This is a genomic window from Pseudaminobacter soli (ex Li et al. 2025) (assembly GCF_029892515.1).
GTDB classification, from domain to species: Bacteria; Pseudomonadota; Alphaproteobacteria; order Rhizobiales; family Rhizobiaceae; genus Pseudaminobacter; species Pseudaminobacter soli_A.
Map to the genome: position 1 here is coordinate 112200 of NZ_JARXVF010000001.1, position 24935 is coordinate 137134.

Genomic DNA, 24935 nt, shown 5'->3' on the forward strand with positions numbered 1-24935 from the left:
CCCGTTATAGGAGCCAGCCATGCGGTGGGGCAAATTTTGCCTTCGTCGTCAGATATTTCGGCAGTCTGCCGGAAGCGCAGCGGCTCCGCTTTAATGGCTGTCCTTGCCGACCGGCGCGCCGCGGCAGCCGCGCAGGAAATCAAAATCCGCGCCGGTGTCGGCGCCCTGGACATGGGCGTGGAAGATTTGCGCATAGCCGCCCTGTGGCGCCGGCGCGTTCGGCGCCCACACGGCCAACCGCGCCTGCAGTTCCTCCTCGGAAATATCGAGATGGATACGCCGCGCGGACACGTCGATCTCGATCATGTCGCCATTTCTCACCACCGCCAGCGGGCCGCCGACCGCGGCCTCTGGCGAAGTGTGCAGCACCACCGTGCCATAGGCCGTGCCCGACATGCGCGCGTCGGAAATGCGCACCATGTCCGTGATGCCCTTCTTCAGCACCTTTGGCGGCAGGCCCATATTGCCGACCTCGGCCATGCCCGGATAGCCCTTGGGGCCGCAGTTCTTCATGACCATGACGCAGGTCTCGTCGATGTCGAGCGCGTCGTCATTGATCTTGGCCTTGTAGTCGTCGATGTCCTCGAAGACGACCGCGCGGCCGCGATGTTTCAGGAGATGCGGCGAGGCCGCCGAAGGCTTCAGCACCGCGCCATTGGGGGCGAGATTGCCCTTGAGCACCGCGATGCCGCCATGCTGCGTCAGCGCCTTCTCGGTCGGCAGGATGACGTCCTCGTTGTGGTTGACGGCGTTCTTCACCTCGTCCCAGATCGTCTCGCCCGAAACGGTCAGCGCATCCTTGTTCAAAAGCCCCGACTCGCCGAGCCGCTTGATGACCACGGGCAAACCGCCGGCATAGAAGAACTCTTCCATCAGATATTTGCCGGACGGCATGAGGTTGACGATGGTCGGCACCTCGCGGCCGAGCCGATCCCAATCGTCGAGCGTCAGATTGATGCCGACGCGGCCGGCGATGGCCAGAAGATGGATCACGGCGTTGGTCGAGCCTCCGATCGCGCCGTTGACGCGGATGGCATTCTCGAAGGCCTCGCGGGTCATGATGTCGGACGGCTTCAGATCGTCCTTGACCATCTGCACGATGCGGCGGCCAGTCAGCTGCGCCATCACGCGGCGGCGGGAGTCGACGGCAGGAATTGCGGCGTTGCCGGAAAGCGCCATGCCAAGCGCCTCGGCCATCGAGGCCATGGTGGAAGCCGTGCCCATCGTGTTGCAGGTACCTGTCGAACGGCTCATCGAGGCTTCTGCCTCCAGGAACTCGGCCTGTGTCATCTCGCCAGCCTTTACGGCCTCCGAGAACTTCCACAGATGCGTGCCCGAGCCGACGCGCTCGCCACGGAACCAGCCATTCAGCATTGGCCCGCCGGTAACGACGATGGAGGGCAGGTCGCAAGAGGCTGCCGCCATCAGCAGCGACGGCGTGGTCTTGTCGCAGCCCACCATCAGCACGCAGCCGTCAATCGGTTGGCCGCGGATAGCCTCTTCCGTGGCCAATGCCGCAAGGTTGCGGAACATCATCGCAGTGGGACGAAAAGTGTTTTCAGATGCCGAAAAGACGGGCACCTCCACTGGGAAACCGCCGGCTTCCCAGATGCCGGCCTTCACCTTCTCGGCAAGCTCGCGCAGATGGCCGTTGCAAGGGGTGAGATCGGACCAGGTGTTGAGGATGCCGATCACCGGCCTTCCGTCGAACAGGTCGTGCGGATAGCCCTGGTTCTTCAGCCAGCCCCGATGATAGATAACGTCGCGGCTGGTGCCGCCGTACCATTCCTGCGAACGCAGCTTTCGCGGCCACGGCTTGGGCGTGAAACGGCTCATAGTCGGTCTCTCTTTCCTGATCAGTCGGTTGCCGTCACAGAACCTTGACGGCGACGGCGCGTTCGGTCGGATCCTTCGCGATCGCCAGCGGATTGGCGAGCGGCAGGCCGAAATCCGGCGCCGAGATTTCAAAGACATCGCCCTCCTCCGGCTTGACGCCGTCGGCAAAGGTAAGCGTCGCCGTGCCGAACATGTGTACGTGCAGATCGCCCGGCTGGCGGAACAGGCCGTATTTAAAATGATGGTGTTCGAGATTGGCGATCGAGTGGGACATGTTCGCCTCGCCCGAGAGGAAAGGCTTTTCCCAGATGACGTTGCCGCCGCGCAGGATGCGCGATGTCCCGCGGATATCCTCGGGCAAGTCACCGACGAGCAGTTCCGGCCCGAAGGAAGCCGGCCGCAGCTTGGAATGGGCGAGGAACAGATAGTTGATCCGCTCCGTCACATGGTCGGAAAACTCGTTGGCGAGCGAGAAGCCGACGCGGCATGGCGTGCCGTCAGGCGCGATCAGATAAAAGGCGGCAATTTCGGGCTCCTCGCCGCCGTCGAGCGCGAAGGCCGGCGAGACAAGCGGACCGCCCGGCGCCACCGCCGTCGCACCCGTGCCCTTGTAGAACCATTCCGGCTGCACGCCGACGCTTCCTGACGCCGGCTTGCCGCCTTCGAGCCCCATGCGGAACATCTTCATGCTGTCGAAAAGCCCCTCGGCCGGCGCATGCATGGCGTCGCGCGCCGAGGCGGAGCCGGTATGGGTCAGGCCGGTGCCTGTCAGGAACATTCGCGACGGATCGGGATGGCGCAGCGGCACATCGAGCGCGCTCATTGCCGCCAGCTCGCCAAGATCCAGTATTGCGCCGCCTGTGGGAACAAGGCTCGCAAGCGGCCGCCCCCGGGCAATCGCCTCCGTCGCGAGGTCGAAAATGGTCGCGCCGGGAATGAGCCGCGCCGTGGCCGCCGCGCCGTCGCGCACCGCGACGCCGCCGCCCCTGATCTGACTGAGAAGCATCGCCTAGCCCCGCTTGTTCTTGTTGTAGACGTCGAAGATGACGGCGAGCAGCAACACCAGCCCCTTGATAACCTGCTGGTAATCGATGCCGACGCCCATGATCGACATGCCGTTGTTCATGATGCCCATGATCAGCGCGCCGACGACCACGCCGACCACCTTGCCGGAACCGCCGGACATGGAGGCGCCGCCGATGAAGACCGCCGCGATTACGTCGAGCTCGAAGCCCACGCCGGCCTTCGGCGTCGCCGAATTGAGGCGAGCGGTGACGATCATACCGGCCAGCGAAGCAAGGACGCCCATATTGACGAAGGTGAGGAAGACGAGCCGCTCGGTCTTGATGCCCGAAAGCCGCGCCGCCTTCTCGTTGCCGCCGACGGCGTAGATGCGTCGGCCGGTGGTCGTCTGGTTGGTGAAGAAGCTATAGGCCGCGATCAGCACCGACATGACGATTAGCACATTGGGCAGGCCCCGGAAACTTGCGAGCTTCCAGCCCACGAAAAGCAGCGCCACGGCGATCAGGCAGTTGCGCAGCCAGAACATGGCGGACGAACCGACCTCCATGCCGAAAGCGATGTCCTGGTCGCGGCTCTTGAGGCTACGCCAGACGAGCGCCGCGATAGCGAGCACGACAATCAGGAGCGCCGTGACGTTCGGGCGGTCGACACCGAAGATGTCGGGGATGAAGCCGGTCGAAAGCGACTGGAAGGCACGCGGAAACGGGCCGATATTCTGGCCGGCCAGCAGCCATAGCGTCAGGCCGCGGAAAACCAGCATGCCGGCAAGCGTGACGATGAAGGAGGGGATGCGCCAGAAGGCTATCCAGTAGCCCTGCGCCGCACCTATCAGCGCGCCGACAACGAGCACCGTCGGGATAACCGCATAGACCGGCCAGCCTGCATAGACCGTCAGCGTTCCCGCCACCGCGCCGGTGAAGGCGGCCACCGAGCCGACCGAAAGGTCGATGTGCCCAGCGACGATCACCAGAAGCATGCCGAGCGCCATGATGATGACGTAGGAGTTCTGCAGGAACAGGTTGGTGATGTTCTGCGCCGACAGGAAGTCCACGTCCTGCACGGCGCGCACCACCACGAGAAAGAAGAAGACGATGGCGAGCAGCGCCAGCATCATCCCGTTCTCGCGGAGGTTGCCCCCAAGCTGCACCCGCAGGGTATTGATGGCGCTTGTCACGCTGCGTGCTCCCTGTTCACGTTTCCGTCCCTGATGATGAGGCCCATGATGCGTTCCTGGCTGGCCTCATCCTTGGGAAGTTCGCCGATGACGCGACCTTCATTCATGACGTAGATGCGGTCGCACATGCCGAGCAGTTCCGGCATTTCGGACGAGATCATCACGATGCCGCGCCCCTGCGCCGCCAGGTCGTTCATGATGGCGTAAATTTCATATTTCGCGCCGACGTCGATGCCGCGCGTCGGCTCGTCGAGGATCAGCACCTGCGGATCGGTGAAGAGCCATTTCGACAGCACCACCTTTTGCTGGTTGCCGCCCGAAAGGTTGATCACCCGCTGGTGCACGCCCGGCGTGCGGATGTTGAGCGCCCGGCGATACTCCTCGGCAACCTTGTTCTCCCGGCCCTTGCCTAGAACCCAGCCGCTGGCGACGCCTGAAAGATTGGCGAGCGAGATATTGCTGGTGATCGGCTCATCGAGGATCAGGCCCAAAACCTTGCGGTCTTCGGTGACATAGGCAAGACCGGCTTCGATCGCACGGCTGACGCTCGACAGGTCGGCCGGCTTGCCGTCGATGGTCGCCTCGCCGGATAGGTAGCGGCCGTAGCTGCGGCCAAACAGGCTCATGGCAAGTTCCGTGCGCCCCGAGCCCATCAGGCCGGCAATGCCGACGATCTCGCCGCGCCGGACGGAAAAACCAGCGTCGCGGATCATCTGGCGCGGCTGGTCGGCATGGCCGACATTCCAGCCCTTCACCTCCATCAGCACCTTGCCGATTTGAGGCGTCCGTTCGGGATAGCGATGGGCCATGTCACGCCCGACCATGTCGCGGATGATCCGCTCTTCGCTCACGTCCTCGCGCGCCAGCGTCGAGACGGTGGAGCCGTCGCGCAGGACGGTGACGCGATCGGCGATGCGGCGGATCTCGTTGAGCTTGTGGGAAATGATGATGGCGGTGACACCATGGGCCTTCAACTCGAGCAGTAGGTCGAGCAGCTTCTGGCTGTCGTTCTCCTGCAGCGCGGCCGTCGGCTCGTCGAGGATCAAGAGCTTGACGTCCTTGGCGAGCGCCTTGGCGATCTCGACCAGCTGCTGCTTGCCGACGCCGAGTTTTTCGACCGGTGTCGTCGGCGCCTCGCTGAGGCCGACTTTCTTCAAAAGCGCATCGGTGCGCTGGAAGGCCAGCGGCCAGTTGATGACGCCGCGCGTCGCCACCTCGTTGCCAAGAAAGATGTTCTCGGCGATGGAGAGCAGCGGCACCAGTGCCAGTTCCTGATGGATGATGATGATGCCTTCGGCCTCGCTGTCGCGAATGCCGCGGAAGGCCATGGGGCGGCCGTCATAGAAGATCTCGCCCTCATAGGAGCCGTGCGAATAGACGCCGGAGAGCACTTTCATCAGCGTCGACTTGCCGGCGCCGTTTTCGCCGCAGATGGCGTGGATTTCACCTTTTTCGACCCGAAGGTCGACGCGGTTGAGCGCCCGCACGCCCGGAAAGGACTTGCCGATCCCCCGCATTTCAAGAAGCGCAGTCATGCCGTTCCTCCGTCGGAGCGAGGGGGCGCCGACGCCCCCTCACCCCGCCGAGACCTTATTTCAGCTGGTCGGCCTTGTAGTAGCCCGAGCCGACGAGCACTTCCTCGTAGTTGGAAGCATCGACCGAGACCGGCTCCAGCAGATAGGAAGGAACGACCATCTTGCCGTTGTCGTAGGTCTTGGTGTCGTTGATTTCCGGCTGCGTGCCCTGGAGCACGGCATCGACCATCTTCACCGTGACGCCAGCGAGCGAGCGCGTGTCCTTGAAGATCGTCGAATACTGCTCGCCGGCGATGATCGACTTGACTGACGGAACCTCGGCGTCCTGACCGGTGACGACCGGCATCTTCAGGTCGCCAGAGCCGTAGCCGACGCCCTTGACCGAGGACAGGATACCGATCGACAGGCCGTCATAGGGCGAAAGCACGCCGTTCAGCTGCTTCTGCGAGTAGTTGGCGGACAGGATGTTGTCCATGCGGGCCTGAGCCACCGCGCCGTCCCAGCGCAGCGTGCCGACCTTGTCCATGCCCATCTGGCCCGACGGGATGACGATCTCGCCTGAATCGATCATCGGCTGCAGCACCGACATGGCGCCGTTGTAGAAGAAGAAGGCGTTGTTGTCGTCCGGCGAGCCGCCGAAGAGCTCGACGTTCCAGGGCTTTGCATCCGGGAAGCGATCCTTCAGGCCCTTGACCAGCGAGGAAGCCTGCTGGACGCCAACCTTGAAGTTGTCGAAAGTGGCGTAGTAGCTGACGGCATCGCTTTCGCGGATCAGGCGGTCATAGGCGATCACCTTGATGCCGGCTGCAGCTGCGTTGTCCAGCGCGTTGGTCAGCGTGGTCCCGTCGATCGAGGCGATCACCAGCACCTTCACGCCCTTGGTGATCATGTTCTCGATCTGCGAGAGCTGGTTGGGAATATCGTCCTCGGCATATTGCAGGTCGGTGTCATAACCGGCCGCCGTCAGCTGCTTGACCATGTTGTTGCCGTCGTCGATCCAGCGCGCCGACGACTTGGTCGGCATGGCGATGCCGACCAACCCTTTGCTGTCAGGCCATGCCTGAGCTGCGAGCAGGCACGCGCCAAGCGCGGCAGTCGCCGCGAGAAACCTCAATTTCATTGTGTCCTCCCTCTTGGACGGGGTTCCTCCAACCCCGAAACCTCTTCCGTAAAAACGGATAGCCAGAGATAGGACCTATCGACATAACGAGCAAATCGAATTATTTCCAATATCCATACCATAATTGGTATATCGGCGATGTCCACTTCCCTTCCGTCTTTGCCCTTCCTGAAGCTCGCCCATCTGCGGCTCGCGGCGGCGATCGCCCAGCATGGGCAGATCCAGGCTGCGGCCCAGTCACTGGCGCTCACCCAGCCCGCCGCTTCGCGCAGCCTTGCCGAGATCGAACGGCTCGTCGGAGCGCCGCTGTTCGAGCGCCATCCGCGCGGCATGACGCCGACCCCGCTCGGCGAAATTCTCGTCCGCCGCGCCCACACGGTGCTGACGGAAATGCAGAATCTTGCGCGTGAAATGCAGGAGGAGCGCGAGGGCCGCAGCGGCCTCGTCCAGGCGGGCGCGGTCACCGGTCCTGCCGTCGGTATTCTCGTGCCGGCCATCCGCAGGCTGAAGGCAGTCACGCCCCATGTCGAGCTGCGCGTCGATGTGGGACCGTCGATCCAGCTCATGCGCGGCCTGGAGGAAGGCGACTACGATTTCATCATCGGCCGCCTGCTGCCGGATTCGGATGTGAATGCCTTCGATATTGTTCCCGGCGAGATCGAGACCGTGCGCTGCGTGGTTCGCAGCAGCCATCCGCTTGCCACTCGGCGCAACGTGGCGCTCGCCGCGCTCGCCGGCTATCCATGGATCATCCAGGAGCGCGGCATGCCGATCCGGCAGGCCGTGGAGGCCGCCTTCATCCATACCGGCCTACCGGTGCCCGCCGACGTGGTCGCCACGTCATCGCTTGTCCTGATGATGGCGCTACTGGTCGAATCCGACATGATCGCGCCTATGTCGCTCGAGGTGGCGCGCCTGATGGAAGGAACCGGCACCGGCTCGCTCGCTGTCGTAGACCTCGCCGTTCCGATCGAGGTCTCGCCCTATCACATCATCGCCCGCCGCGACCGCCGCCTCTCCGCGGCGGCCGGCCGTCTGCATGCCCTGGTGCTTGACGAAGCCGCCCGGCTGCGGGGTTCTGCCTGAGCAAGGTGGCTGTCGGCTTCATAGAGAAGCGAGCGCTTCAGCTCCCCTCAGCCACGGCCGAGCGTGTAAAACTCGTCGTTCGGGCGCATGCTGGTCACGTTGGCAAGCCGATTGGACATGCCGAAGAAGGCGGAGATGGCCGAAATGTCCCAGATGTCGTCTTCCGAAAAGCCATGGGCCTTCAGCGTTTCCATGTCGTCATCGCCGACCTCATAGGCGCGTGCCGACACCTTCATGGCGAAATCGAGCATGGCCTTCTGGCGCGGCGTGATGTCGGCCTTGCGGTAGTTGATGGCGACCTGGTCGGCGATCAGCGGGTCTTTTGCGCGAATGCGGAGGATGGCGCCGTGGGCGACCACGCAATACTGGCACTGGTTGGCGTTGCTGGTGGCAACCACGATCATTTCGCGCTCGGCCTTGGTCAGGTTGCCGGGCTTGTCCATCAAAGCATCGTGATAGGCGAAGAAGGCGCGGAACTCGTCGGGCCGATGCGCCAGCACGAGAAAGACGTTCGGAACGAAACCGGATTTCTCCTGAACAGCCAGGATTCGCTCGGCGATATCAGCTGGCAGGTCCTCGATCCTCGGGACGGGAAACCGGCTGATTGGGTGGGAAGTCATCGCATTCTCTCCTTGCATGTTCACTCTTGGACGCGCCCTGGCCAGGCGCCCGATCCGCGCCCCGTTGCAATTGGGGGCATTTTGCGGGACTATTCAGATACTCAGATGTACGTGGGCTCCATAGCGGGGGCAGTTCATCCGGCCTGAGATTGCAATGGGTTCATCGATTGCAAGGGGACAGGCATGTGGATCGCACTTACTGATTTTGACGGCAAGCAAATCTACCTCAACACCACCCATCTCGTTTCCATCAAGGAGCACGGGCGCGGCGCCATCATCACCCACGTCGTGGGACAGACCGTGGTCAGCGAAAGCCCCGAAACCATTCGCAAGGTTTTGGGCCTGACGCAGACCACGACACTGGCATCGGCGCTGCATCGCCTCGGGATCGAAGGTCGGGCCTGAGCTGCCGCCTGCGCCGGAGCGATTTCGGCGCAGGCGGATACTTTTGGCGCTCATGTTTTGTCGCCTCGCTTGTCGAAGGGGTCTCGAAGGACGCACGTCGACGCCCCCTGGTATCAGGCCGTTTCCGCGCGCAGCCAGGCCAGCAGGCCAGCCTGATCGCCATCGTCGACAGCCGCCGCCACACGGCGCCCGACCGAAGCGCCGAACTTGTAGCCATGGCCCGAGCAGGCCGACACGATCAGACACTTGCCGATCTCCTGCGCGAAAAAACGCTCGTCAGCAGTGAAGGTGTAGGCGCAAGTCACCACTTCCTTCACCGCATATTCGGTCGCCCGCGCGATCGGCGGCGCAAAGAGGTTGCGGATCGCCTCACCCTCGCCTTTCACCGGCATGCGGTTCCAGTCGGCGTCGCTCGTCTTGACCTTGTGCAGGCCCGAGCCGAACTTGAGCCCCGCACCGCCTGAGGGCGGAATGATGTAGCCGTCGGTCTTGCCGCCGACATCGAGCACCACAGGGGCGTTTTCCCAGGCCGCCTGCAGCTCAGCCGGCGGTCCGAGATAGACCACGGCCGTGCGATATGTGGTGAGGTCGAAACCGAGCTCGGGAAAGAGTTTCAGCACCCAGGCGCCTGCCGTCACCACGATCTTGTCGCCGCGCAGCGTTTCGCCGCTCGCCAGCTCCAGCCTGCCGGCTTCGGCATCGATCTCGGTCACCTTGCTGTTCTCATAGACATTGGCGCCATTGGCGCGAAGCCAGTCGGCAAGGCCGGCCGCGATCTTCCGGCAATGCAGCACCCCGCCTTCCGGCGAGAAGAAGGCATATCTGAAAGTGCCGGCTTCGAGGAACGGCCAGCGCTTTACGGCTTCCTCCGGCTCGACCACTTCGAAGGGAAAGTTCCCGGCTTTCAACCCCTCGCGCATCTGCTCGGCCTCGTCGCCGGCCTCGCGCGATACGCAAATGAAGCCGCGCGGGTCGTAATGCGACACGCCCAGATCGGCCCACATCTCGTCCCACGCCTCATAGGCCTGGGTGATCAGCCGGCCATAGCCCGCCGCCGCGCCATAGGCACGCCGGATGATGCGGTGATGGTCGCCCGAGGCCGCAAGCGGATTGGGGATAGGCCCCTGCTCGACGATCGTGACCTGGTGTCCGGCCTTGGTCAGGGCCCAGGCAGTCGAAAGCCCGGCAATGCCGGCGCCGACAACGATCACATTCATGCAGCAAACCCCTCCTCGCAGGCGAACGCACTGGATCAAATCAAAGATGTTGGCGCGACAGGATAGGCTCTGGAACTTGCTTGGCAAGCCGCGCTAAAGAGGCGCTCATGACAAATCTCGACGCCCCGCTTTCGTACCTGAAGTACAACTTCGCCACCCGCCGCCTGCGGCTCGATCCGCATGAACCGCGCTTCGTACAGAACCCTTATGAAGCCTATGAGTGGCTGCATGCCAATGCGCGCAGCTTCTTCTGGGAGGATTTCGGCTTCTGGTGCCTGGCCGGCTACGAGGACGTCAACCGCCTGCTGCGCGACCGCCGTTTCGGCCGCGAAAAGCCCGAGGGTGCGGCCGATGACCAGGGCTATGTGGGCGATCGCTCGCACCTGACGGCCTTCGACGCCATCGAGGCCAACTCGATGCTGGAGCTCGAGCCGCCGGTGCATACGCAGCTCCGCACGCTGGTCAATCGCGCCTTCGTTTCGCGGCAGGTTGAACGCCTGCGGCCGCGCGTCGAGGCGCTTGCGAACGAACTGATCGACGGTTTCGAGGCCGATGGCCAGGTCGACCTGCTGCCGGCCTTCGCCGCGCCGCTGCCCATCACTATCATCGCCGAAATGCTGGGCGTGCCGGTGGAGATGGGGCCGCAGCTCCTGAGCTGGTCGCACGACATGGTCGCCATGTACATGCACGGCCGCACGCGCGAGACCGAGGACAGGGCCAATGCCTCGTCCAAGGCATTTTCCGACTTCCTGCGCGCCTATGTGGTCGAACGGCGCAAGAACCCCGGCGACGACCTGCTCAGTCTGCTGATTTCAGCGCAGGAAGACGGCCAAAAGCTCAGCGAGGACGAGCTGGTTTCCTCGGCCATCCTGCTGCTAAACGCCGGCCACGAGGCGACCGTGCACCAGACCGGCAATGCCGTCCGCACCATCCTCAAGCAGGGCGGCGATCCGCGCCGCTTCTTCACGACTCCGGAAGAGACGGCGGCGACGGTGGAGGAATGCCTGCGCTACGACGCGCCGCTGCACATGTTCACGCGCTACGCCTATGGCGAGATCGAGGCCGCTGAAGATCTCACGCTGAAACAGGGCGAGCAGATCGGCCTTCTTCTGGGTTGCGCCAACCGCGACCATCAGGCCTACAATGTGCCGCATGAGTTCCAGCCCGGCCGCGCCGATCAGAAGAACGTGTCCTTCGGCGCCGGCATCCACTTCTGCATCGGCGCGCCGCTGGCGCGGCTGGAGATGCAGGCCTCGCTGAAGATACTGTTCGACAGGCTGCCGCAGATCGCGCTGGCCGAAGAACCGCTCTACCGCGACACCTATCATTTCCACGGTTTGGAAAGGCTGAACGTCAAGTTCTGACGGCCTCAAGCCTACCGTCCGTGGTCAATTTTCTCAGGCGCCGCCGCTATGGCGGCGCAACGGACGAGTAAGAACAACATGACCAATTATTTCGAAAGCCCTTTTCGGGGAGAGCTGCTTTCCGATCAGGTGACGAATCCGAACATCATCGTCGGCCGCTACAGCTATTATTCGGGCTATTATCACGGCCATTCATTCGACGATTGCGCCCGCTATCTGATGCCGGACCGTGACGATGTCGACAAGCTGATCATCGGCAGCTTCTGCTCCATCGGCACGGGCGCCGCCTTCATGATGGCCGGCAACCAGGGCCACCGTAACGACTGGATCTCGACCTTCCCGTTCTTCTTCATGTCGGAGGAACCGGCATTCGCCGGCGCGATCAACGCCTACCAGCCTGCGGGCGATACGGTCGTCGGCAACGACGTCTGGATCGGCGCGGAAGCGATGATCATGCCCGGCGTGCGCATCGGGCACGGCGCGATGATCGGCAGCCGCGCGCTGGTGACCAAGGATGTCGAGCCCTACACCATCGTCGGCGGCAACCCGGCCAAGCCGATCCGCAAACGGTTTTCCGACGAGCAGATTGCCATGCTTCTGGAAATGGCCTGGTGGGACTGGCCGCTCGAACAGATCAAGGAGGCAATGCCCTTGCTCTGCAGCGGTGACATCAAAGCGCTGAATGTACTCTGGAAGGCACGGCAACCGTAACTGCGGCAGAGGACGACAAATAGCGATCTCGGCGCATCGATTGCGCGAGAAAATCCAAAGATTCTATAGAGTATACGCGATGATCAAGCCCCACGAAGCGACAAAACACTGGTCGAAGGTGGAGTATCTGCACGAAACAGTCAGAAATCCGAATATCCACATTCGTGGTGTGCACAGCTACTACAGCAACGCCTGGTCGGGCTCGTTCGAAGAAAGCGTGGTCCGTTATCTCTACGGCGATGACTATAGCCTGAAGGCGTGGGAACCCGCCTGGCCGATCGATCAACTCCACATAGGCGATTACGTCTGCATCGGTGCGGAGGCTGTGATCCTGCTGGGTGGCAACCACACTCACCGTACCGACTGGTTCAGCCTGTACCCCTTCCCGGAATTCATCATCGATGCCTATGCCGGAAAGGGCGACACTGTTATTGGCGACGGGGCCTGGATCGGCATGCGAGCGATGATCTTGCCCGGCATCACCATTGGCGAGGGCGCAATCATTGCGTCAGGCGCCATCGTGACAAAGGATGTGGCGCCCTACTCCGTTGTTGCAGGAAATCCGGCGGTGTCTGTAAAACTCCGCTTCGCGGCGGCAACGGTCGACAAACTGCTTGCCCTCAAGATCTATGATTGGGCGCCCGCGAAATTCGAGGCGCTGAAGCCGCTGCTTTGCGCGAACGACATTGAGGCGCTGGAGCTTGCGTCCACCCGATTTGACGAGGGCAGCGCATGACCGCTCAAAGCCGGATCACATAATCCTTGCGGGTGGTCTCGATCACTTCCCAGCTTCCCTTGAAGCCGGGGCGGATGACGAAACGGTCGCCGGCCTTCACCGTGCGCGCCTCGCCGCCTTCCTCGGTGATGACCGAGATGCCTGCGAGGATGTGACAGAACTCCCACTCATCATATTCGATGCGCCATTTGCCTGGCGTCGATTCCCAGACGCCGGCATAGACGCCGCCTTCGGCCTCCTCGAAATTCCAGGTGCGGAAGCGTGGATTGCCCGAGATGAGACGCCCTTCGGCGGGCGCGCCCTCCTCCGGCTCGATGCTGGCAATGTCGAAGCCCAGGAATTTTTTGGTCACGCTTTCCCCCATTTCAGGCAATGCTTTGCGCCCGGCCAGACAGACCGGGCGCAATGGTTCGGTCAGGCCTTGGCCAGAGCCTGTTCGAGATCGGCGATGATGTCGGCGACATCCTCGATGCCGACCGACAGGCGCACCACGTCCGGACCGGCGCCCGCGGCGATCTTCTGCTCGTCGGAGAGCTGGCGGTGCGTGGTCGAAGCCGGATGGATGACCAGCGACTTGGTGTCGCCGATATTGGCCAAGTGCGAGAACAGCTCCAGCGACTCGACCAGCGTGACGCCCGCCTCGTAGCCGCCCTTGAGGCCGAAGGTGAAGACGGCGCCTGCGCCGCGCGGCGAATATTTCTGCTGCAGCGCATTGTTCTTATCGCCCGGCAGGCCCGGATAGGACACCCAGGCAATCTTGTCGTGCTTGGACAGCCACTCGGCCACCTTCAGCGCGTTGTCGCAATGGCGCTGCATGCGCAGCGGCAGGGTTTCCAGACCCGTCTGGATCAGGAAGGCGTTGAAGGGCGAGATCGCCGGGCCGAAATCGCGCAGGCCTAGCACGCGGGCAGCGATGGCGAAGGCGAAATTGCCGAAGGTCTCGTGCAGCACGACGCCACCATATTCCGGGCGCGGCTCGGAGAGCATCGGGTAGTTGCCCGACTTAGACCAGTCGAACGTGCCGCCATCGACGATGACGCCGCCCATGGAATTGCCGTGGCCGCCGATGAACTTGGTCAGCGAGTGCACGACGATGTCCGCGCCGTGCTCGATCGGGCGCACCAGATAGGGGCTGGCCATGGTGTTGTCGACGATCAGCGGCAGGCCGTGCTTGCGGGCAATGTTGCCGATCGCTTCGATGTCGACGAACACGCCGCCGGGGTTTGCAAGGCTCTCGATGAAGATGGCGCGGGTCTTTTCGTCGATCTGGCTCTCGAAGGACGAGACGTCATCGATGTCGGCCCAACGCACTTCCCAGCCGAAATTCTTGAAGGCATGGCCGAACTGGTTGATCGAGCCGCCATAAAGCTTCCTGGCGGCAACGAAATTCTCGCCCGGGCGCATGATGGTGTGGAAGACGAGAAGCTGCGCTGCGTGGCCCGAAGCCGTTGCCACCGCCGCGGTGCCGCCTTCCAGAGCCGCCACGCGCTCCTCAAGCACCGCCTGGGTCGGGTTCATGATGCGCGTGTAGATGTTGCCGAACGCCTTCAGACCGAACAGCGAGGCGGCATGGTCGACGTCGTCGAACACGTAGGCCGTCGTCTGGTAGATCGGCGTGGCACGCGCGCCGGTGGCCGGGTCCGGCTTTGCGCCGGCATGGACGGCGAGCGTGTTGAAACCGGGGGTGCGTTGGGACATTGTTTTCTCTCCGAGAGGCCCTGCGTGAAAATTCTTGCTATTCTTGGCGGAGCTGTGCGCGGAAAGCAAAGAACAAAATTCTGCGGTACAGGCCGCCGTTAGGCGATCCAACGCTTATATGCGGCTGCCGGGGGAATACAATTACTGCCGACGGACGCCGAAGCTCTGGAATCCCGTCCGCATGACCGGTTTCTTGGACGAGACGACGCCGGAATTGACGCCATTCCAGCCGATTTCGCCTGCCAGCCGGGCATATTCAATCTTCGGGCAACGGTTCATGACCACCTTGATGCCGGCGGCTTCCGCGCGCGCGGCCGCCTCGTCATGGCGCACGGTGAGCTGCATCCAGATCACCTTGGGCAAGTGCCCAAGCGCCAGCACCTCATCGACGATCCCCGGCACCGCCTCGGAAGCGCGAAAAATATCGACCATGTCGATCGGCACCGGAATGTCCGAAAGCCGGGCATAGGTCATCTGGCCAAGGATTTCCTTGCCCGCCTGCCCCGGATTGACCGGGATGACGGAATACCCCTTCGCGAGCAGATATTTCATCACGAAATAGCTCGGCCGCACCTCGTTGGCCGAGGCGCCGACGACGGCAATGGTCTTCACCGAGTTGAGAATGTCGGCGATGTAGGAATTTTCGTATGTGTCGTGGTTCATGCTTCCGGCTTCTTCCTCCGTTAGTGATAACGATAGAGTTGCTGCCCGAGGCCGAGGGACGCGTAAAGCGCGCGAGCCGGAAGATTGTCGGCCACGCACTGAAGGCCGCACGCTTCGGCGCCCATCTGGCGCGCCCAGTTCAGCAAGGCGCTGGTGGTGCTGAAGCCGAGCCCTTTGCCCCGGAACCGCGTGTCGGTCTCGACCGCTTCCAGAACGAGTAGCCGGTCGTGGATGACACCATAGGCGACGGCGACGATTTCTCCGTCAACGCGCGTTGAAGCGAACGCCTTCTGGCTTCCGATCAGCCCGACCGTGTCGCGAAACACCTGGCGATCATGCTCGCTTTCGCAACACATTCGATGGCGCGCGTTGAGCCAGGCTTCGCTCGGCTCGGTCGTGATGGCGGTTCGTTCATCACCGCCTACGGCAAAGCCGTCCAGTTCACGGAACAGGACGACAGTTTCGACTTCCGGCACATACCCGCCTCGGTCGAGTGCGCTTTCCAGTTCGCCGGCGATGGTCGGCACGCGAAAGATCGGCGTCTGGCGGTGTCGCTCATAATAGGCTTCGGCCACATCGATGACCGCGCTCGCCTCACCGCGCTTTCCCGGCAAGGGGTTCACCCAATTCGTCCGGCGTATCCTGCCGCCCGACCGTCGCAGCAGCCAGCCTTCGAACACCTCGCTTTCGGCCGAAGGCCAGCCCTCTCGGCACGCCTCTTCCACCCGCCAGTTCAGTTCGGCGTTGCTCATGCCATGACCGGGACTATTCCCCCTTCCACTCCGGCTTGCGCTTTTCGATGAAGGCGCCGATGCCTTCCTCGGCGTCGCGCGCCAGCATGTTTTCGACCATCACGCGCGCGGCATATTCATAGGCTTCCGCGAGGCCCATCTCGGCCTGCTCGTAAAAGGCTTCCTTGCCGATCTTGAGCGTCAAAGGTGATTTGGACGCAATGGTTTGCGCATATTTGCTCACGACTTGAGTCAGGTATTCCGGCGGCACGACACGGTTAACCAGACCGAATTCCCGCGCGGTCGTGGCCTCAATGGTCTCGCCGGTGAGCAGCATCTCCATCGCCTGCTTGCGCGACACGTTCCGCGACAGCGCCACCATGGGCGTCGAGCAGAACAGGCCGATATTGACGCCGGGCGTGCAGAACGTCGCCTCGTTGGACGCGATAGCGAGATCGCAGCTCGCCACCAGTTGGCAGCCGGCGGCAGTGGCCAGCCCAGCCACCTCGGCGATGACGGGCTTGGGATGGCGCACGATCGTCTGCATCAGTTGCGAGCAGGCGGCCATGGTCTGCTCGAAAAACGCTCGACCCCTGTCGGCATCGGCCCGATGGGCCGTCATTTCCTTCAGGTCGTGCCCGGCACAAAAGACCTTGCCGCCGGCCGCCAGCACGATCACCCGCACCGCCCCGTCATCCCGGGCCCGGTCGAACTCGGTCTGCAATGCGGCCATTGTCGCCAGCGACAGTGCGTTGGCCGGTGGGTTTGCGAGCGTGAGCCTCAGCACGCCATCCTTGAAGACGGAAATGACAGGGCCCTCGGGCGCGGGTTTCATGGCAAGGACTTCAGCCAACGGTTCTTCTCCGAAACTGCTTCATCTGGACCAAAGAATTACCACGGCTCGGGTTGAAGAACAGGGGGCAAGCGGCTTTTATGGCGTCGCTGTCGCGCAAGTTTTCGTGCGCGCACCCGGCTGCTTTCCACGGCAGGTTTTCGAACGGACTAACAAGACATGCCCACCCAGACCAAGCTCACCCCGCAGATGACCGCCGCCGAGATCAACGATCTTCTGAAGTCGGCCTATCCCCAGCTCAATGCCGACTACGCCGCCTATGAGGTGACCGAGGTGTTTCCGGGGGGCTGCACGGTGCAGCTGAATGCCGATGAGCGGCACCTGCGCCCGGGCGGCACGGTTTCGGGACCGTCGCTGTTTACGCTGGCCGACATTGGCGGCTATGTCTGCGTGCTCTCCCACGCCGGCGCGGATGCGCTATCGGTTACCACCAACCTCAACATCAATTTCATGCGCAAGGCCGAAGCCGGCCAGATCCTTGGCCATTGCCGCATCCTGAAGATGGGCAAAAGCCTGATGGTGTTCGACATCGACATCGTGGCTGGACCGGACCAACACACAGTGGCGCACGCAACCGGAACCTATTCGATTCCACCCAAACGACATCACGCGCATGAGGTAAAATAATACCGCAACGCCAAGCCACTGTTTTCATGTCGTTTTCCGGGATATGCATCAGGCCCTGACACTTGACGCAAGATAACACTCCGCCTATAAGCCCAGCCTGACCAGCGGCCCCATCTAGGCCGCGGTTTTGTATTTGGCAGGTGGCAGCCGCTTCCTTCCAAACCAAGCAACAAGAAACGCCTTCCCCGGAAGGTCCAACGAAAGTTAGTTCCATGAAAACCTTTTCGCAGAAGCCTGCGGACGTGGTGAAGAAGTGGGTGCTGATCGACGCCGAAGGTCTCGTCGTCGGCCGTCTCGCATCCATCGTCGCCAACCGTCTGCGCGGCAAGCACAAGCCCACCTTCACGCCCCACGTCGACGATGGCGACAACGTCATCATCATCAACGCGGAAAAGGTCGTGCTGACCGGCAAGAAGTACACCGACAAGATGTACTACTGGCACACCGGCCACCCCGGCGGCATCAAGGAGCGCACCGCTCGCCAGCTCATCGAAGGCCGCTTCCCGGAGCGTCTGCTTGAGAAGGCCGTGGAACGCATGATCCCGCGTGGCCCGCTCGGCCGTCGCCAGATGAAGAACCTGCGCGTCTACGCCGGCTCCGACCACCCGCATGTCGCCCAGCAGCCCGAAGTCCTCGACATCGGCGCTCTGAATGCCAAGAACAAGAAGGCTTCGTAATCATGGCTGAGCTCAACTCGCTCGCAGATCTCGGCACCGTTGCCGCCGCACAGCCGGCCGCTCCGGTCCACGTCCAGAAGCTGGACAAGCAGGGCCGCGCCTATGCCACCGGCAAGCGCAAGGACGCGATCGCTCGCGTCTGGGTCAAGCCCGGCACCGGCAAGATCATCGTCAACGACAAGGAATTTGCGGCTTACTTCGCCCGTCCGGTTCTTCAGATGATCCTGAAACAGCCGATCGTTGCGACCAACCGCGAAGGCCAGTTCGACATCATCGCCACGGTTGTCGGCGGCGGTCTCTCCGGCCAGGCCGGTGCGGTCCGTCACGGCATCTCCAAGGCGCTGACCTACTACGAGCCGGCCCTGCGCGGCGTGCTCAAGAAGGGCGGCTTCCTGACCCGCGACAGCCGTACCGTCGAGCGTAAGAAGTACGGTAAGGCCAAGGCCCGCCGTTCGTTCCAGTTCTCGAAGCGCTAAGCTTTCCGGAACCGTTTCGGCGCTGTTTACAGCAGCCGACAGAAAAGGCCGCCTCCGGGCGGCCTTTTTTCATGGCCGTGACGCATGGGTGGCATATCGAGATAAGGGCCAAAGGGAATCCACATTCCCTTCGGGGATGCTATAGAGGCCAAATCGTATTTGAGCCGAGGCACGCAATTCCAGCGCGCTTCATCTCCCTGCCACCTGATTGTTTTAGGAAATCGTGATGCCTGCAAAATCCATCGACCACGCTTTCACGGCCAACAAGAACACCGGTCGTTCGGGTGATCCCACCTACGCCGGGGCGCTGTCCTTCATGCGCCGGCGCTACACCAAGAACGTCAAGGGCGCCGAGGTGGTCGTCTGGGGCATTCCTTTCGATGCCGCCGTCACCAATCGTCCAGGTGCGCGTTTCGGCCCGCAGGCCATCCGCCGCGCATCGGCAATCTTCGACTGCGACCCGCAATATCCGTTCAATCTCGACCTGTTCGACAGTCTCGGCGTGGTCGACTACGGCGACTGCCTGCTCGACAGCGGCAATCACCAGAAGACGCCCGGCACGATCGAACGCGAGGCCACCAAGATCCTGAAGTCCGGCGCCTTCCTGCTCTCGCTCGGCGGCGACCATTTTGTCACCTGGCCGGTGCTCAAGGCTCATGCCGCCATCCACGGTCCGCTGGCAATGGTGCAGTTCGACGCCCATCAGGACACCTGGGACGACGACGGCAAGCGCATCGACCACGGCTCCTTCGTGGCGCGCGCGGTGCGCGAGGGAATCATCGATCCCGACCGCTCGATCCAGATCGGCATCCGCACCCACGCGCCGGACAATTTCGGCATCAAGATCCTCTACGGCCACGAGGTCGAGGAGATGCGCGCTTCTGACATCGCCTATGCGATCGCCGAGCGCACCGGCGGCAAGAAGACCTATGTGACCTTCGATATCGACTGCCTCGACCCGGCTTACGCACCGGGCACCGGCACGCCGGTCGCGGGTGGCCCTTCTTCAGCCAAGATCCTGTCGGTCCTGCGCCAGATGACGCAGATCGACATTGTCGGCGCCGATGTCGTAGAGGTTGCGCCGGCCTACGATCACGCCGATATAACCGCAATCGCAGGTGCAACGGTGGCGATGCACTATATCGGCCTCCTGGCAGAGCGGAAGGTGCGCGAAAGCGCCTGACGCAGCCGCCCCAAAGTTCAGGGCTTGAGTCCGGTTCCCGGCTCAAGCCTCTGGAATAAAATGCTTTCTTACGGACGACAGGACATGAAACCGAAAATCTTCATCGACGGCGAACACGGCACGACGGGCCTGCAGATCAGGGCTCTGCTCGCGGGCCGCGACGATCTGGAAGTCATTTCGGTGCCTGCCGAACGACGCAAGGAAACGGCCGCGCGCGCCGAGTTCCTGAACAAGGCCGATGTCGCGATCCTCTGCCTGCCCGACGATGCGGCGCGTGAAAGCGTTTCGCTGATCGAAAACGACACCACGCGGGTGATCGACGCCTCGACCGCGCATCGCGTGGCCGAAGGCTGGACCTACGGCTTCCCGGAAATGGACAAGGCCCAGATGCAGGCGATTGCTGCCTCCATGCGCGTTGCCAATCCCGGTTGCTGGCCGCAAGGCCCGATTGCAGGCCTTCGCCCGCTGGTCACCGCCGGCCTACTGCCCGCTGAACTGCCCGTCACCGTCAACGGCATCTCCGGCTATTCCGGCGGCGGTCGCCAGATGATCGAGGACTACGAAGCGCAGGGCGAGGCTTCGCCCGAATTCCTGCCCTATGGCCTGATGCTCAAGCACAAGCACGCGCCGGAGTTGCGCGCCTACGCAAAGCTCTCGCATGACCCGATCATGCAGCCGGCCGTCGGCAATTTTGCGCAGGGCATGATTACGGTCGTGCCGCTGCAGCTTGGCATGCTGCCGAAGGTGCCGACCGGCGCCGAGCTCCATGCCGCGATCGCGGACCACTATGCCGGTCTGAAGGGCGGCGTGGTCGAGGTTGCGCCGCTTGTCGATTTCGAACGCAGCGCCGATATCCAGCCAGAGATCTACAACGGCACCAACAAGATGAAGCTCTATGTCAGCGCCAACGATGCCCGCGCGCAGGCATTGCTGATTGCCGTCTACGACAACCTCGGCAAGGGCGCTTCAGGGGCTGCCGTGCAGAACCTCGACCTGATGCTCGGCCTCAACCAGTGAACGATGCGCCGGTTTTCCCTGCCCATTGGGAGGCCGGCGACCCCGTCCTTTTGACTGAGACCTTTTCGAGCCGCATCTGGAAGGTGCGGCTTGCGGACGGCACGCCCGCCATCGTCAAGGACCTGAAGCCTTTCGACGACGTCGAGGATGAGTTGCGCGGCGCGCACTACCTTGCCTGGCGCAATGGCGAGGGGGTGGTCAGACTGCTTGGCCTCGACGGCAAGCGCATGCTGCTCGAATATGCCGGCGAACGGCATCTGGTCGACGACCTCAATGCGGATGGCGACAATGCAGCGACCGAAATCGCGGCAGAAATGCTGGAGCGGCTTTTCTCGCCGTCAGACACCCCTCTCCCACCCGATCTGCAGCTGCTGCGCGAGCGTTTTGTCAGCCTTTTCGAGAGGGCTGACGCCCACCGCGCTGCGGGCACGCGAAGCATCTATGTCGAAGCGGCCGATATCGCCGAGCGCTTGCTGAGCAATCCGTGCGACATGCGACCGCTGCACGGCGACATCCACCACGAAAACATCATGCACGGCTCGCGTGGCTGGCTGGTCATCGATCCGAAAGGCGTTCTGGGCGACCCGGCCTTCGATGCTGCCAACCTGCTCTACAATCCGCTCGACCGCGATGATCTCTGCCTGAACCCGGATCGGATCGCTCATATGGCCGAGGTATTCGCCAAGGCGTTGGGACAGAACCCTGCCGCCATTCTCGACCATGCCTTCGCCTATGGCTGCCTTTCGGCAGCCTGGCATGCGGAGGACGGCAACGCGAAGGATGAAAGCCGCGAGCTGGCTGTGGCAGCCGCTGTGCGCGACGTGCGCCGGAGCTACTGACCGCTATCCGAGCATGAAACGGTGGATCAGCTTCTGACGACCACTTCGGTCGGCAGCGGGTAGGCTCCCTTGGTGCCCCGCCAATGCGCGGTAGCGAAGATCAGCACCACCATGGCGAAGCCCTGGTGCAGCAGCGCCCAATGCATGTCGGCCTGCGTCAGCAAGGTGGCCACGCCGATCGCAGCCTGGGCCAGCACGAGGCCTGCGAGCACCCAGGCACGGCGCGCATGGGTCGTGCCTGGCAGTGCGCGGCTGGTCGCCAGCGCGTGCCAGATCGCCACCACCAGCACGGTGTAGGCGAACATACGGTGGATAAACTGCACCGTCTTGGGGTTTTCGAACAGGTTGCGCCATGCGGGATCGATGGCAAAGAGATCGCCCGGGACGACGGCGCCATCCATCAGCGGCCAGGTGTTGTAGGTGAGGCCGGCATGCAGCCCCGCCACCAGTGCGCCGAGATAGATCTGCACCAGCACCAGGAGCACCATGATGCCGGCAAAGCGCTGCACCGCGCGGCTTGCCGCCGCCTCGGTATAGGTCGCAAGCCCTCGCGCAATATAGGTCACGGTCATGATGATGACGCAGGCGAAGGTCAGGTGTATCGCGAGGCGATACTGGCTGACGGACACGCGCTCGGTGAGGCCCGAGGCGACCATCCACCAGCCGACCGCGCCCTGCAGCCCGCCCAGCGCCAGGAGGCCGACAAGCCGGGGCTTTAGCCCGCGCTCGAGCCGGCCGGAAAGCCAGAATAAGACCAGCGGAACAGCAACCAGGAAGCCCACGCCGCGCGCCAGCAGGCGGTGCACCCACTCCCACCAGAAGATGCCCTTGAACTCCTCAAGGGTCATGCCCTTGTTGATCTGCTCATATTGCGGGATCTGCTGGTACTTTTCGAACTCTTCCTGCCATTCGGCCTGGTTGAGCGGCGGGATGACGCCATGGATCGGCTTCCACTCGGTGATCGACAGGCCGGAGCCGGTCATGCGCGTGGCGCCACCCACCATCACCAGCGCAAACAGCACCACCAGCACGACATAAAGCCAATAGCGCACGAGCTTGCGGTCGCGCAGTTCCCTGTCGCGCATGGCAAGCGGTGCAGCAGTGTTCGTCATTGCGGACATGGCAATCGTTCCCGGCCAGTTCGAAACCCGCCGGAGTGGTGGACCATCGCGGCCGCGGTTACAAGGCTGTCATGCGCGCGACACGCCGTCGCGCCGGAGTTGTGCTTGCGCCCCGTCCCAAGAAGTCCTAGGACGGCCGCGAAGGAAAAACCATGCCCATTCGCCTCAAGAAGCTCATCGGAACGATCCTGCTGATCCTGCTGGTGATCGTCTATTCGCTGGTCGCAACCACCGTTGCCGTGGCGCGCCTGGGCGAATCCGGCCCGTTGGTGCACTTCCTGTTCTTCCTGTTTACCGGCCTTTTGTGGATCCTGCCCGCCATGGGCATCATCAAGTGGCTGATCATCGAGCGCAAGCCGAAGAACTGACCGACTTTTTCCGTCACATCAGGCATAACGAGCCGGCCACAAGCCGCCGCATCAGGCATCAGGCAGCGTTGCGACCTGTCGCTGGCCAATTCGGCCGCTCGTAGCCTGACGGCGTCACGAGGATCAGCCCAGGGAAACCGCCCGCGCGCAGATTTTCCGCCGCGACCATGATCTCCTCGCCCGGTTCGATCAGGCTGACGATAACCTCTGTTCCCTCGCCCACCAGCCGACGAATGCCATCCGCATCGATCGGTCCGCATTCCACCACCACGATGTCATAGGCGGTGGTCAGCGATTCGAGGATGATCGGCAGGCGATCGACGGCGCGCATCGCGCGTGCCGGATCGGCCGTTCCTACCGGTATGACATGGCAGCCGGAATAGTGATCGGCGTGGATCACATCGGTGAACTGCGCCTGCGCGGCCAGGAGGTTGGTGATGCCCGGATAGCGCCCGCCATCCAGCATCGGTCGCGAGGCCGCGCCCGAAGTCGTGAGATCGAGCAGCAGTACGCGCAGGCCGACATCGGCAATCTCGCGCGCCACCAGCACGGCGGTCGCGGCAGCCTCGTCGCCTTCCGGCGAGACGAAGATGGCGCAGGTGGCCCCGTCCGAAATCAACCTTTCGGCCGCGCGCTCGATGCCGATCTCGCCCAGCTTGCGAACCGGCCGCGCCAGCGGCGTACTCCGTTCCACCGAGCGCGGCGCCTCAGGCAATACGCTGACCATCGTCTTGGGCTTCGCCAGTTCAGAGGCCGTCGGCATTTCGGCAAGAGGCTCATCCTCAGCGGATTCGTCACGCATCACGACCGGCATCGCCACCTGCTCTACCGGCGCGAACCGTGCACCCGGCGCAGGACGCATGGCGCGACCCGAAAACAACTCCCGCAACAGAGTGCCCACCGCCATCAGCAGCAGCGAAGCAACGAAGGCCGCACTGACGATCGGGATGATCTTCGGAAAGTAGGGTTCGGACGGCACTGCCGCGCGCGAGAAGATGCGGGCATCGGCCGGCAGATAGCTGCGATCCTTGCCCGAGGAAACCATGTAGGAGGCATCGGAATTGGAGGCCAGCTTGGCATCCTGGCCAACCTTGAGATAGGCATCGGCGATGGCGTCAGGCACTTCGGCGGCAAGCTTGGGGTCCCGAGACGAGAATTCGACGACGATGACGCGCGACCTCTCCACCCGGTAGACATTGAGCCTTTCGCGCATCGCCTTCAGTACGCGTTCCTCGGCCAGAATTTCGCGGGGATCAGCCTTGAGGCCCGCGATGATCAGCAGCCGCGACGGCAAGGACATATCCGCCGAGGGGTCGAACTCAGCCAGCTTGGCGAGCCCGAGATCCTTGGCCGCCTGTTTGAGAATGTCGGTCGACGAGATCACCTCGACCTGGCTGGCCACGCCCTCCTCATTGAGGATGGGGCCGTCGGATTCGGCAGGCTCAGTTCGTGTGGAAGCCGACTCGCGCGTTTCGATCAGCACCCGCGTCTCGGCCCGGTAGCGGGGCGTCAGCATCGAGGCCAGAGCGAACGCAACGCCGGTCACGACGAGAGCCACCACCAGGATTCGCACCCAGCTCCCCGCTAGCGAAGCGCAGAGCTTCCTGAGGTCGACATCTATGTCGCCAGCAGTTGACTGAATGCCAGACATGCATCCTGCTCCCAGTATCGGACAGCAGTGATGGTAAATATCTATGGTAACCCAGCCGTTAAGATTGCCACGCGGAATGCACTCCTTTCTAGAAATCGCCGGCCATCTTGGCACTTACCGCCATCAAAAGTTGCATCCAAATTAACGCGCTTTACCGGCCATTAACCCTAACAAAGCAATAACGAGCACATCAAATTCCGCCGG

At 62.8% G+C, this 24935-nt stretch carries 26 protein-coding genes; 12 read left to right on the forward strand and 14 right to left on the reverse strand.

Features of this window, described 5'->3' with window-relative positions:
* Nucleotides 1-90: 90 nt before the first annotated feature.
* Genes araD through chvE form a run of 5 tightly spaced genes read right to left on the reverse strand, consistent with a single transcriptional unit; the run spans nucleotide 91 to nucleotide 6688 of the window.
* Nucleotides 91-1836 carry an L-arabinonate dehydratase gene (gene araD, locus M2281_RS00560; protein ID WP_280819156.1) on the reverse strand — a complete coding sequence of 582 codons (1746 nt, stop codon included), beginning with the start codon at nucleotides 1834-1836 and terminating at the stop codon, nucleotides 91-93.
* A gap of 34 nt (nucleotides 1837-1870) precedes the next feature.
* Nucleotides 1871-2842, reverse strand: coding sequence for an AraD1 family protein (gene araD1 / locus M2281_RS00565; protein WP_280819157.1), 972 nt, complete (start codon nucleotides 2840-2842; stop codon nucleotides 1871-1873).
* A 3-nt stretch (nucleotides 2843-2845) separates the two neighbouring features.
* Nucleotides 2846-3973 (reverse strand): multiple monosaccharide ABC transporter permease, encoded by a 1128-nt coding sequence (gene mmsB / locus M2281_RS00570; RefSeq protein WP_280821065.1) that lies wholly within the window; start codon nucleotides 3971-3973, stop codon nucleotides 2846-2848.
* A gap of 56 nt (nucleotides 3974-4029) precedes the next feature.
* The gene (gene mmsA / locus M2281_RS00575) at nucleotides 4030-5568 is read right to left on the reverse strand and encodes a multiple monosaccharide ABC transporter ATP-binding protein (RefSeq protein ID WP_280819158.1); all 1539 of its coding nucleotides are present in this window, start codon (nucleotides 5566-5568) and stop codon (nucleotides 4030-4032) included.
* 55 nt (nucleotides 5569-5623) lie between these two features.
* Nucleotides 5624-6688, reverse strand: a complete 1065-nt coding sequence (gene chvE / locus M2281_RS00580) for a multiple monosaccharide ABC transporter substrate-binding protein (protein ID WP_280819159.1) — start codon at nucleotides 6686-6688, stop codon at nucleotides 5624-5626.
* Between the two features lie 138 nt (nucleotides 6689-6826).
* On the opposite strand from chvE, the gene M2281_RS00585 reads away from it, so the two are divergent.
* Nucleotides 6827-7774, forward strand: a complete 948-nt coding sequence (locus M2281_RS00585; protein WP_280819160.1) for a LysR family transcriptional regulator — start codon at nucleotides 6827-6829, stop codon at nucleotides 7772-7774.
* Between the two features lie 47 nt (nucleotides 7775-7821).
* Here M2281_RS00585 and M2281_RS00590 read toward each other — a convergent pair whose 3' ends face one another.
* A complete protein-coding gene (locus tag M2281_RS00590) occupies nucleotides 7822-8394 on the reverse strand; it encodes a peroxidase-related enzyme (protein ID WP_280819161.1) in 573 nt (190 codons plus the stop codon).
* Between the two features lie 183 nt (nucleotides 8395-8577).
* Here M2281_RS00590 and M2281_RS00595 point away from each other — a divergent pair, with 183 nt between their 5' ends.
* Nucleotides 8578-8799 (forward strand): hypothetical protein, encoded by a 222-nt coding sequence (locus M2281_RS00595; protein WP_106724901.1) that lies wholly within the window; start codon nucleotides 8578-8580, stop codon nucleotides 8797-8799.
* A gap of 113 nt (nucleotides 8800-8912) precedes the next feature.
* Here the strand turns inward: M2281_RS00595 and M2281_RS00600 are convergent, their stop codons facing one another.
* The gene (locus M2281_RS00600; protein WP_280819162.1) at nucleotides 8913-10016 is read right to left on the reverse strand and encodes an NAD(P)/FAD-dependent oxidoreductase; all 1104 of its coding nucleotides are present in this window, start codon (nucleotides 10014-10016) and stop codon (nucleotides 8913-8915) included.
* Nucleotides 10017-10123: 107 nt separating this feature from the next.
* Here M2281_RS00600 and M2281_RS00605 point away from each other — a divergent pair, with 107 nt between their 5' ends.
* The 3 genes from M2281_RS00605 to M2281_RS00615 all read left to right on the forward strand — a co-directional run bounded on the left by M2281_RS00605 (nucleotide 10124) and on the right by M2281_RS00615 (nucleotide 12827).
* On the forward strand, nucleotides 10124-11380 hold the full coding sequence (locus M2281_RS00605; RefSeq protein ID WP_280819163.1) for a cytochrome P450: 1257 nt from the start codon (nucleotides 10124-10126) through the stop codon (nucleotides 11378-11380).
* A gap of 78 nt (nucleotides 11381-11458) precedes the next feature.
* Nucleotides 11459-12091 (forward strand): type B chloramphenicol O-acetyltransferase, encoded by a 633-nt coding sequence (gene catB, locus M2281_RS00610; protein ID WP_280819164.1) that lies wholly within the window; start codon nucleotides 11459-11461, stop codon nucleotides 12089-12091.
* Between the two features lie 79 nt (nucleotides 12092-12170).
* Nucleotides 12171-12827: a CatB-related O-acetyltransferase gene (locus tag M2281_RS00615; RefSeq protein WP_280819165.1), complete on the forward strand. Its 657-nt coding sequence runs from the start codon at nucleotides 12171-12173 to the stop codon at nucleotides 12825-12827.
* A 4-nt stretch (nucleotides 12828-12831) separates the two neighbouring features.
* On the opposite strand, the gene M2281_RS00620 is transcribed toward M2281_RS00615, so the two are convergent.
* From M2281_RS00620 to M2281_RS00640, 5 genes are all read right to left on the reverse strand, one after another.
* On the reverse strand, nucleotides 12832-13191 hold the full coding sequence (locus M2281_RS00620) for a cupin domain-containing protein (protein ID WP_280821066.1): 360 nt from the start codon (nucleotides 13189-13191) through the stop codon (nucleotides 12832-12834).
* Nucleotides 13192-13241: 50 nt separating this feature from the next.
* Nucleotides 13242-14525 (reverse strand): O-acetylhomoserine aminocarboxypropyltransferase, encoded by a 1284-nt coding sequence (locus M2281_RS00625; protein ID WP_280819166.1) that lies wholly within the window; start codon nucleotides 14523-14525, stop codon nucleotides 13242-13244.
* Between the two features lie 141 nt (nucleotides 14526-14666).
* Nucleotides 14667-15188 (reverse strand): CoA-binding protein, encoded by a 522-nt coding sequence (locus M2281_RS00630; protein ID WP_280819167.1) that lies wholly within the window; start codon nucleotides 15186-15188, stop codon nucleotides 14667-14669.
* A 20-nt stretch (nucleotides 15189-15208) separates the two neighbouring features.
* Nucleotides 15209-15940, reverse strand: a complete 732-nt coding sequence (locus M2281_RS00635; RefSeq protein ID WP_280819168.1) for a GNAT family N-acetyltransferase — start codon at nucleotides 15938-15940, stop codon at nucleotides 15209-15211.
* A 13-nt stretch (nucleotides 15941-15953) separates the two neighbouring features.
* Nucleotides 15954-16772, reverse strand: a complete 819-nt coding sequence (locus tag M2281_RS00640; RefSeq protein WP_280819169.1) for an enoyl-CoA hydratase — start codon at nucleotides 16770-16772, stop codon at nucleotides 15954-15956.
* A gap of 159 nt (nucleotides 16773-16931) precedes the next feature.
* Between M2281_RS00640 and M2281_RS00645 the strand changes: the two genes are divergently transcribed.
* The 6 genes from M2281_RS00645 to M2281_RS00670 all read left to right on the forward strand — a co-directional run bounded on the left by M2281_RS00645 (nucleotide 16932) and on the right by M2281_RS00670 (nucleotide 21591).
* Nucleotides 16932-17399 (forward strand): PaaI family thioesterase, encoded by a 468-nt coding sequence (locus M2281_RS00645; RefSeq protein WP_280819170.1) that lies wholly within the window; start codon nucleotides 16932-16934, stop codon nucleotides 17397-17399.
* 212 nt (nucleotides 17400-17611) lie between these two features.
* Nucleotides 17612-18076, forward strand: coding sequence for a 50S ribosomal protein L13 (gene rplM, locus M2281_RS00650; RefSeq protein ID WP_280819171.1), 465 nt, complete (start codon nucleotides 17612-17614; stop codon nucleotides 18074-18076).
* 2 nt (nucleotides 18077-18078) lie between these two features.
* Nucleotides 18079-18552 carry a 30S ribosomal protein S9 gene (gene rpsI, locus M2281_RS00655; RefSeq protein ID WP_280819172.1) on the forward strand — a complete coding sequence of 158 codons (474 nt, stop codon included), beginning with the start codon at nucleotides 18079-18081 and terminating at the stop codon, nucleotides 18550-18552.
* 226 nt (nucleotides 18553-18778) lie between these two features.
* Nucleotides 18779-19735, forward strand: coding sequence for an agmatinase (gene speB, locus M2281_RS00660; RefSeq protein WP_280819173.1), 957 nt, complete (start codon nucleotides 18779-18781; stop codon nucleotides 19733-19735).
* 84 nt (nucleotides 19736-19819) lie between these two features.
* Entirely contained in the window at nucleotides 19820-20752 is a 933-nt protein-coding gene (gene argC / locus M2281_RS00665) for an N-acetyl-gamma-glutamyl-phosphate reductase (protein ID WP_280819174.1), read from the forward strand.
* Nucleotides 20749-21591: an aminoglycoside phosphotransferase family protein gene (locus M2281_RS00670; protein ID WP_280819175.1), complete on the forward strand. Its 843-nt coding sequence runs from the start codon at nucleotides 20749-20751 to the stop codon at nucleotides 21589-21591. The genes argC and M2281_RS00670 overlap by 4 nt, the downstream gene beginning before the upstream one ends.
* A 26-nt stretch (nucleotides 21592-21617) precedes the next feature.
* On the opposite strand, the gene M2281_RS00675 is transcribed toward M2281_RS00670, so the two are convergent.
* Nucleotides 21618-22712 (reverse strand): COX15/CtaA family protein, encoded by a 1095-nt coding sequence (locus M2281_RS00675; protein WP_280819176.1) that lies wholly within the window; start codon nucleotides 22710-22712, stop codon nucleotides 21618-21620.
* 152 nt (nucleotides 22713-22864) lie between these two features.
* Here M2281_RS00675 and M2281_RS00680 point away from each other — a divergent pair, with 152 nt between their 5' ends.
* Nucleotides 22865-23080, forward strand: a complete 216-nt coding sequence (locus tag M2281_RS00680) for a DUF2842 domain-containing protein (RefSeq protein WP_280819177.1) — start codon at nucleotides 22865-22867, stop codon at nucleotides 23078-23080.
* Between the two features lie 58 nt (nucleotides 23081-23138).
* On the opposite strand, the gene M2281_RS00685 is transcribed toward M2281_RS00680, so the two are convergent.
* Nucleotides 23139-24731, reverse strand: a complete 1593-nt coding sequence (locus M2281_RS00685; RefSeq protein WP_280819178.1) for a Wzz/FepE/Etk N-terminal domain-containing protein — start codon at nucleotides 24729-24731, stop codon at nucleotides 23139-23141.
* Between the last annotated feature and the right edge of the window lie 204 nt (nucleotides 24732-24935).

Bases quoted from the DNA above. Each gene is read 5' to 3' on its own strand.
- M2281_RS00600 (WP_280819162.1), bottom strand. From the start codon at position 10,016: ATGAATGTGATCGTTGTCGGCGCCGGCATTGCCGGGCTTTCGACTGCC.
- M2281_RS00635 (WP_280819168.1), bottom strand. From the start codon at position 15,940: ATGAGCAACGCCGAACTGAACTGGCGGGTGGAAGAGGCGTGCCGAGAG.
- M2281_RS00605 (WP_280819163.1), top strand. From the start codon at position 10,124: ATGACAAATCTCGACGCCCCGCTTTCGTACCTGAAGTACAACTTCGCC.
- mmsB (WP_280821065.1), bottom strand. From the start codon at position 3,973: ATGATGCTGGCGCTGCTCGCCATCGTCTTCTTCTTTCTCGTGGTGGTG.
- catB (WP_280819164.1), top strand. From the start codon at position 11,459: ATGACCAATTATTTCGAAAGCCCTTTTCGGGGAGAGCTGCTTTCCGAT.
- argC (WP_280819174.1), top strand. From the start codon at position 19,820: ATGAAACCGAAAATCTTCATCGACGGCGAACACGGCACGACGGGCCTG.
- M2281_RS00585 (WP_280819160.1), top strand. From the start codon at position 6,827: ATGTCCACTTCCCTTCCGTCTTTGCCCTTCCTGAAGCTCGCCCATCTG.
- rpsI (WP_280819172.1), top strand. From the start codon at position 18,079: ATGGCTGAGCTCAACTCGCTCGCAGATCTCGGCACCGTTGCCGCCGCA.
- araD1 (WP_280819157.1), bottom strand. From the start codon at position 2,842: ATGCTTCTCAGTCAGATCAGGGGCGGCGGCGTCGCGGTGCGCGACGGC.
- speB (WP_280819173.1), top strand. From the start codon at position 18,779: ATGCCTGCAAAATCCATCGACCACGCTTTCACGGCCAACAAGAACACC.
- rplM (WP_280819171.1), top strand. From the start codon at position 17,612: ATGAAAACCTTTTCGCAGAAGCCTGCGGACGTGGTGAAGAAGTGGGTG.
- M2281_RS00680 (WP_280819177.1), top strand. From the start codon at position 22,865: ATGCCCATTCGCCTCAAGAAGCTCATCGGAACGATCCTGCTGATCCTG.
- M2281_RS00645 (WP_280819170.1), top strand. From the start codon at position 16,932: ATGCCCACCCAGACCAAGCTCACCCCGCAGATGACCGCCGCCGAGATC.
- M2281_RS00625 (WP_280819166.1), bottom strand. From the start codon at position 14,525: ATGTCCCAACGCACCCCCGGTTTCAACACGCTCGCCGTCCATGCCGGC.
- araD (WP_280819156.1), bottom strand. From the start codon at position 1,836: ATGAGCCGTTTCACGCCCAAGCCGTGGCCGCGAAAGCTGCGTTCGCAG.
- M2281_RS00620 (WP_280821066.1), bottom strand. From the start codon at position 13,191: ATGGGGGAAAGCGTGACCAAAAAATTCCTGGGCTTCGACATTGCCAGC.
- chvE (WP_280819159.1), bottom strand. From the start codon at position 6,688: ATGAAATTGAGGTTTCTCGCGGCGACTGCCGCGCTTGGCGCGTGCCTG.
- M2281_RS00630 (WP_280819167.1), bottom strand. From the start codon at position 15,188: ATGAACCACGACACATACGAAAATTCCTACATCGCCGACATTCTCAAC.
- M2281_RS00590 (WP_280819161.1), bottom strand. From the start codon at position 8,394: ATGACTTCCCACCCAATCAGCCGGTTTCCCGTCCCGAGGATCGAGGAC.
- mmsA (WP_280819158.1), bottom strand. From the start codon at position 5,568: ATGACTGCGCTTCTTGAAATGCGGGGGATCGGCAAGTCCTTTCCGGGC.
- M2281_RS00685 (WP_280819178.1), bottom strand. From the start codon at position 24,731: ATGTCTGGCATTCAGTCAACTGCTGGCGACATAGATGTCGACCTCAGG.
- M2281_RS00615 (WP_280819165.1), top strand. From the start codon at position 12,171: ATGATCAAGCCCCACGAAGCGACAAAACACTGGTCGAAGGTGGAGTAT.
- M2281_RS00595 (WP_106724901.1), top strand. From the start codon at position 8,578: ATGTGGATCGCACTTACTGATTTTGACGGCAAGCAAATCTACCTCAAC.
- M2281_RS00675 (WP_280819176.1), bottom strand. From the start codon at position 22,712: ATGTCCGCAATGACGAACACTGCTGCACCGCTTGCCATGCGCGACAGG.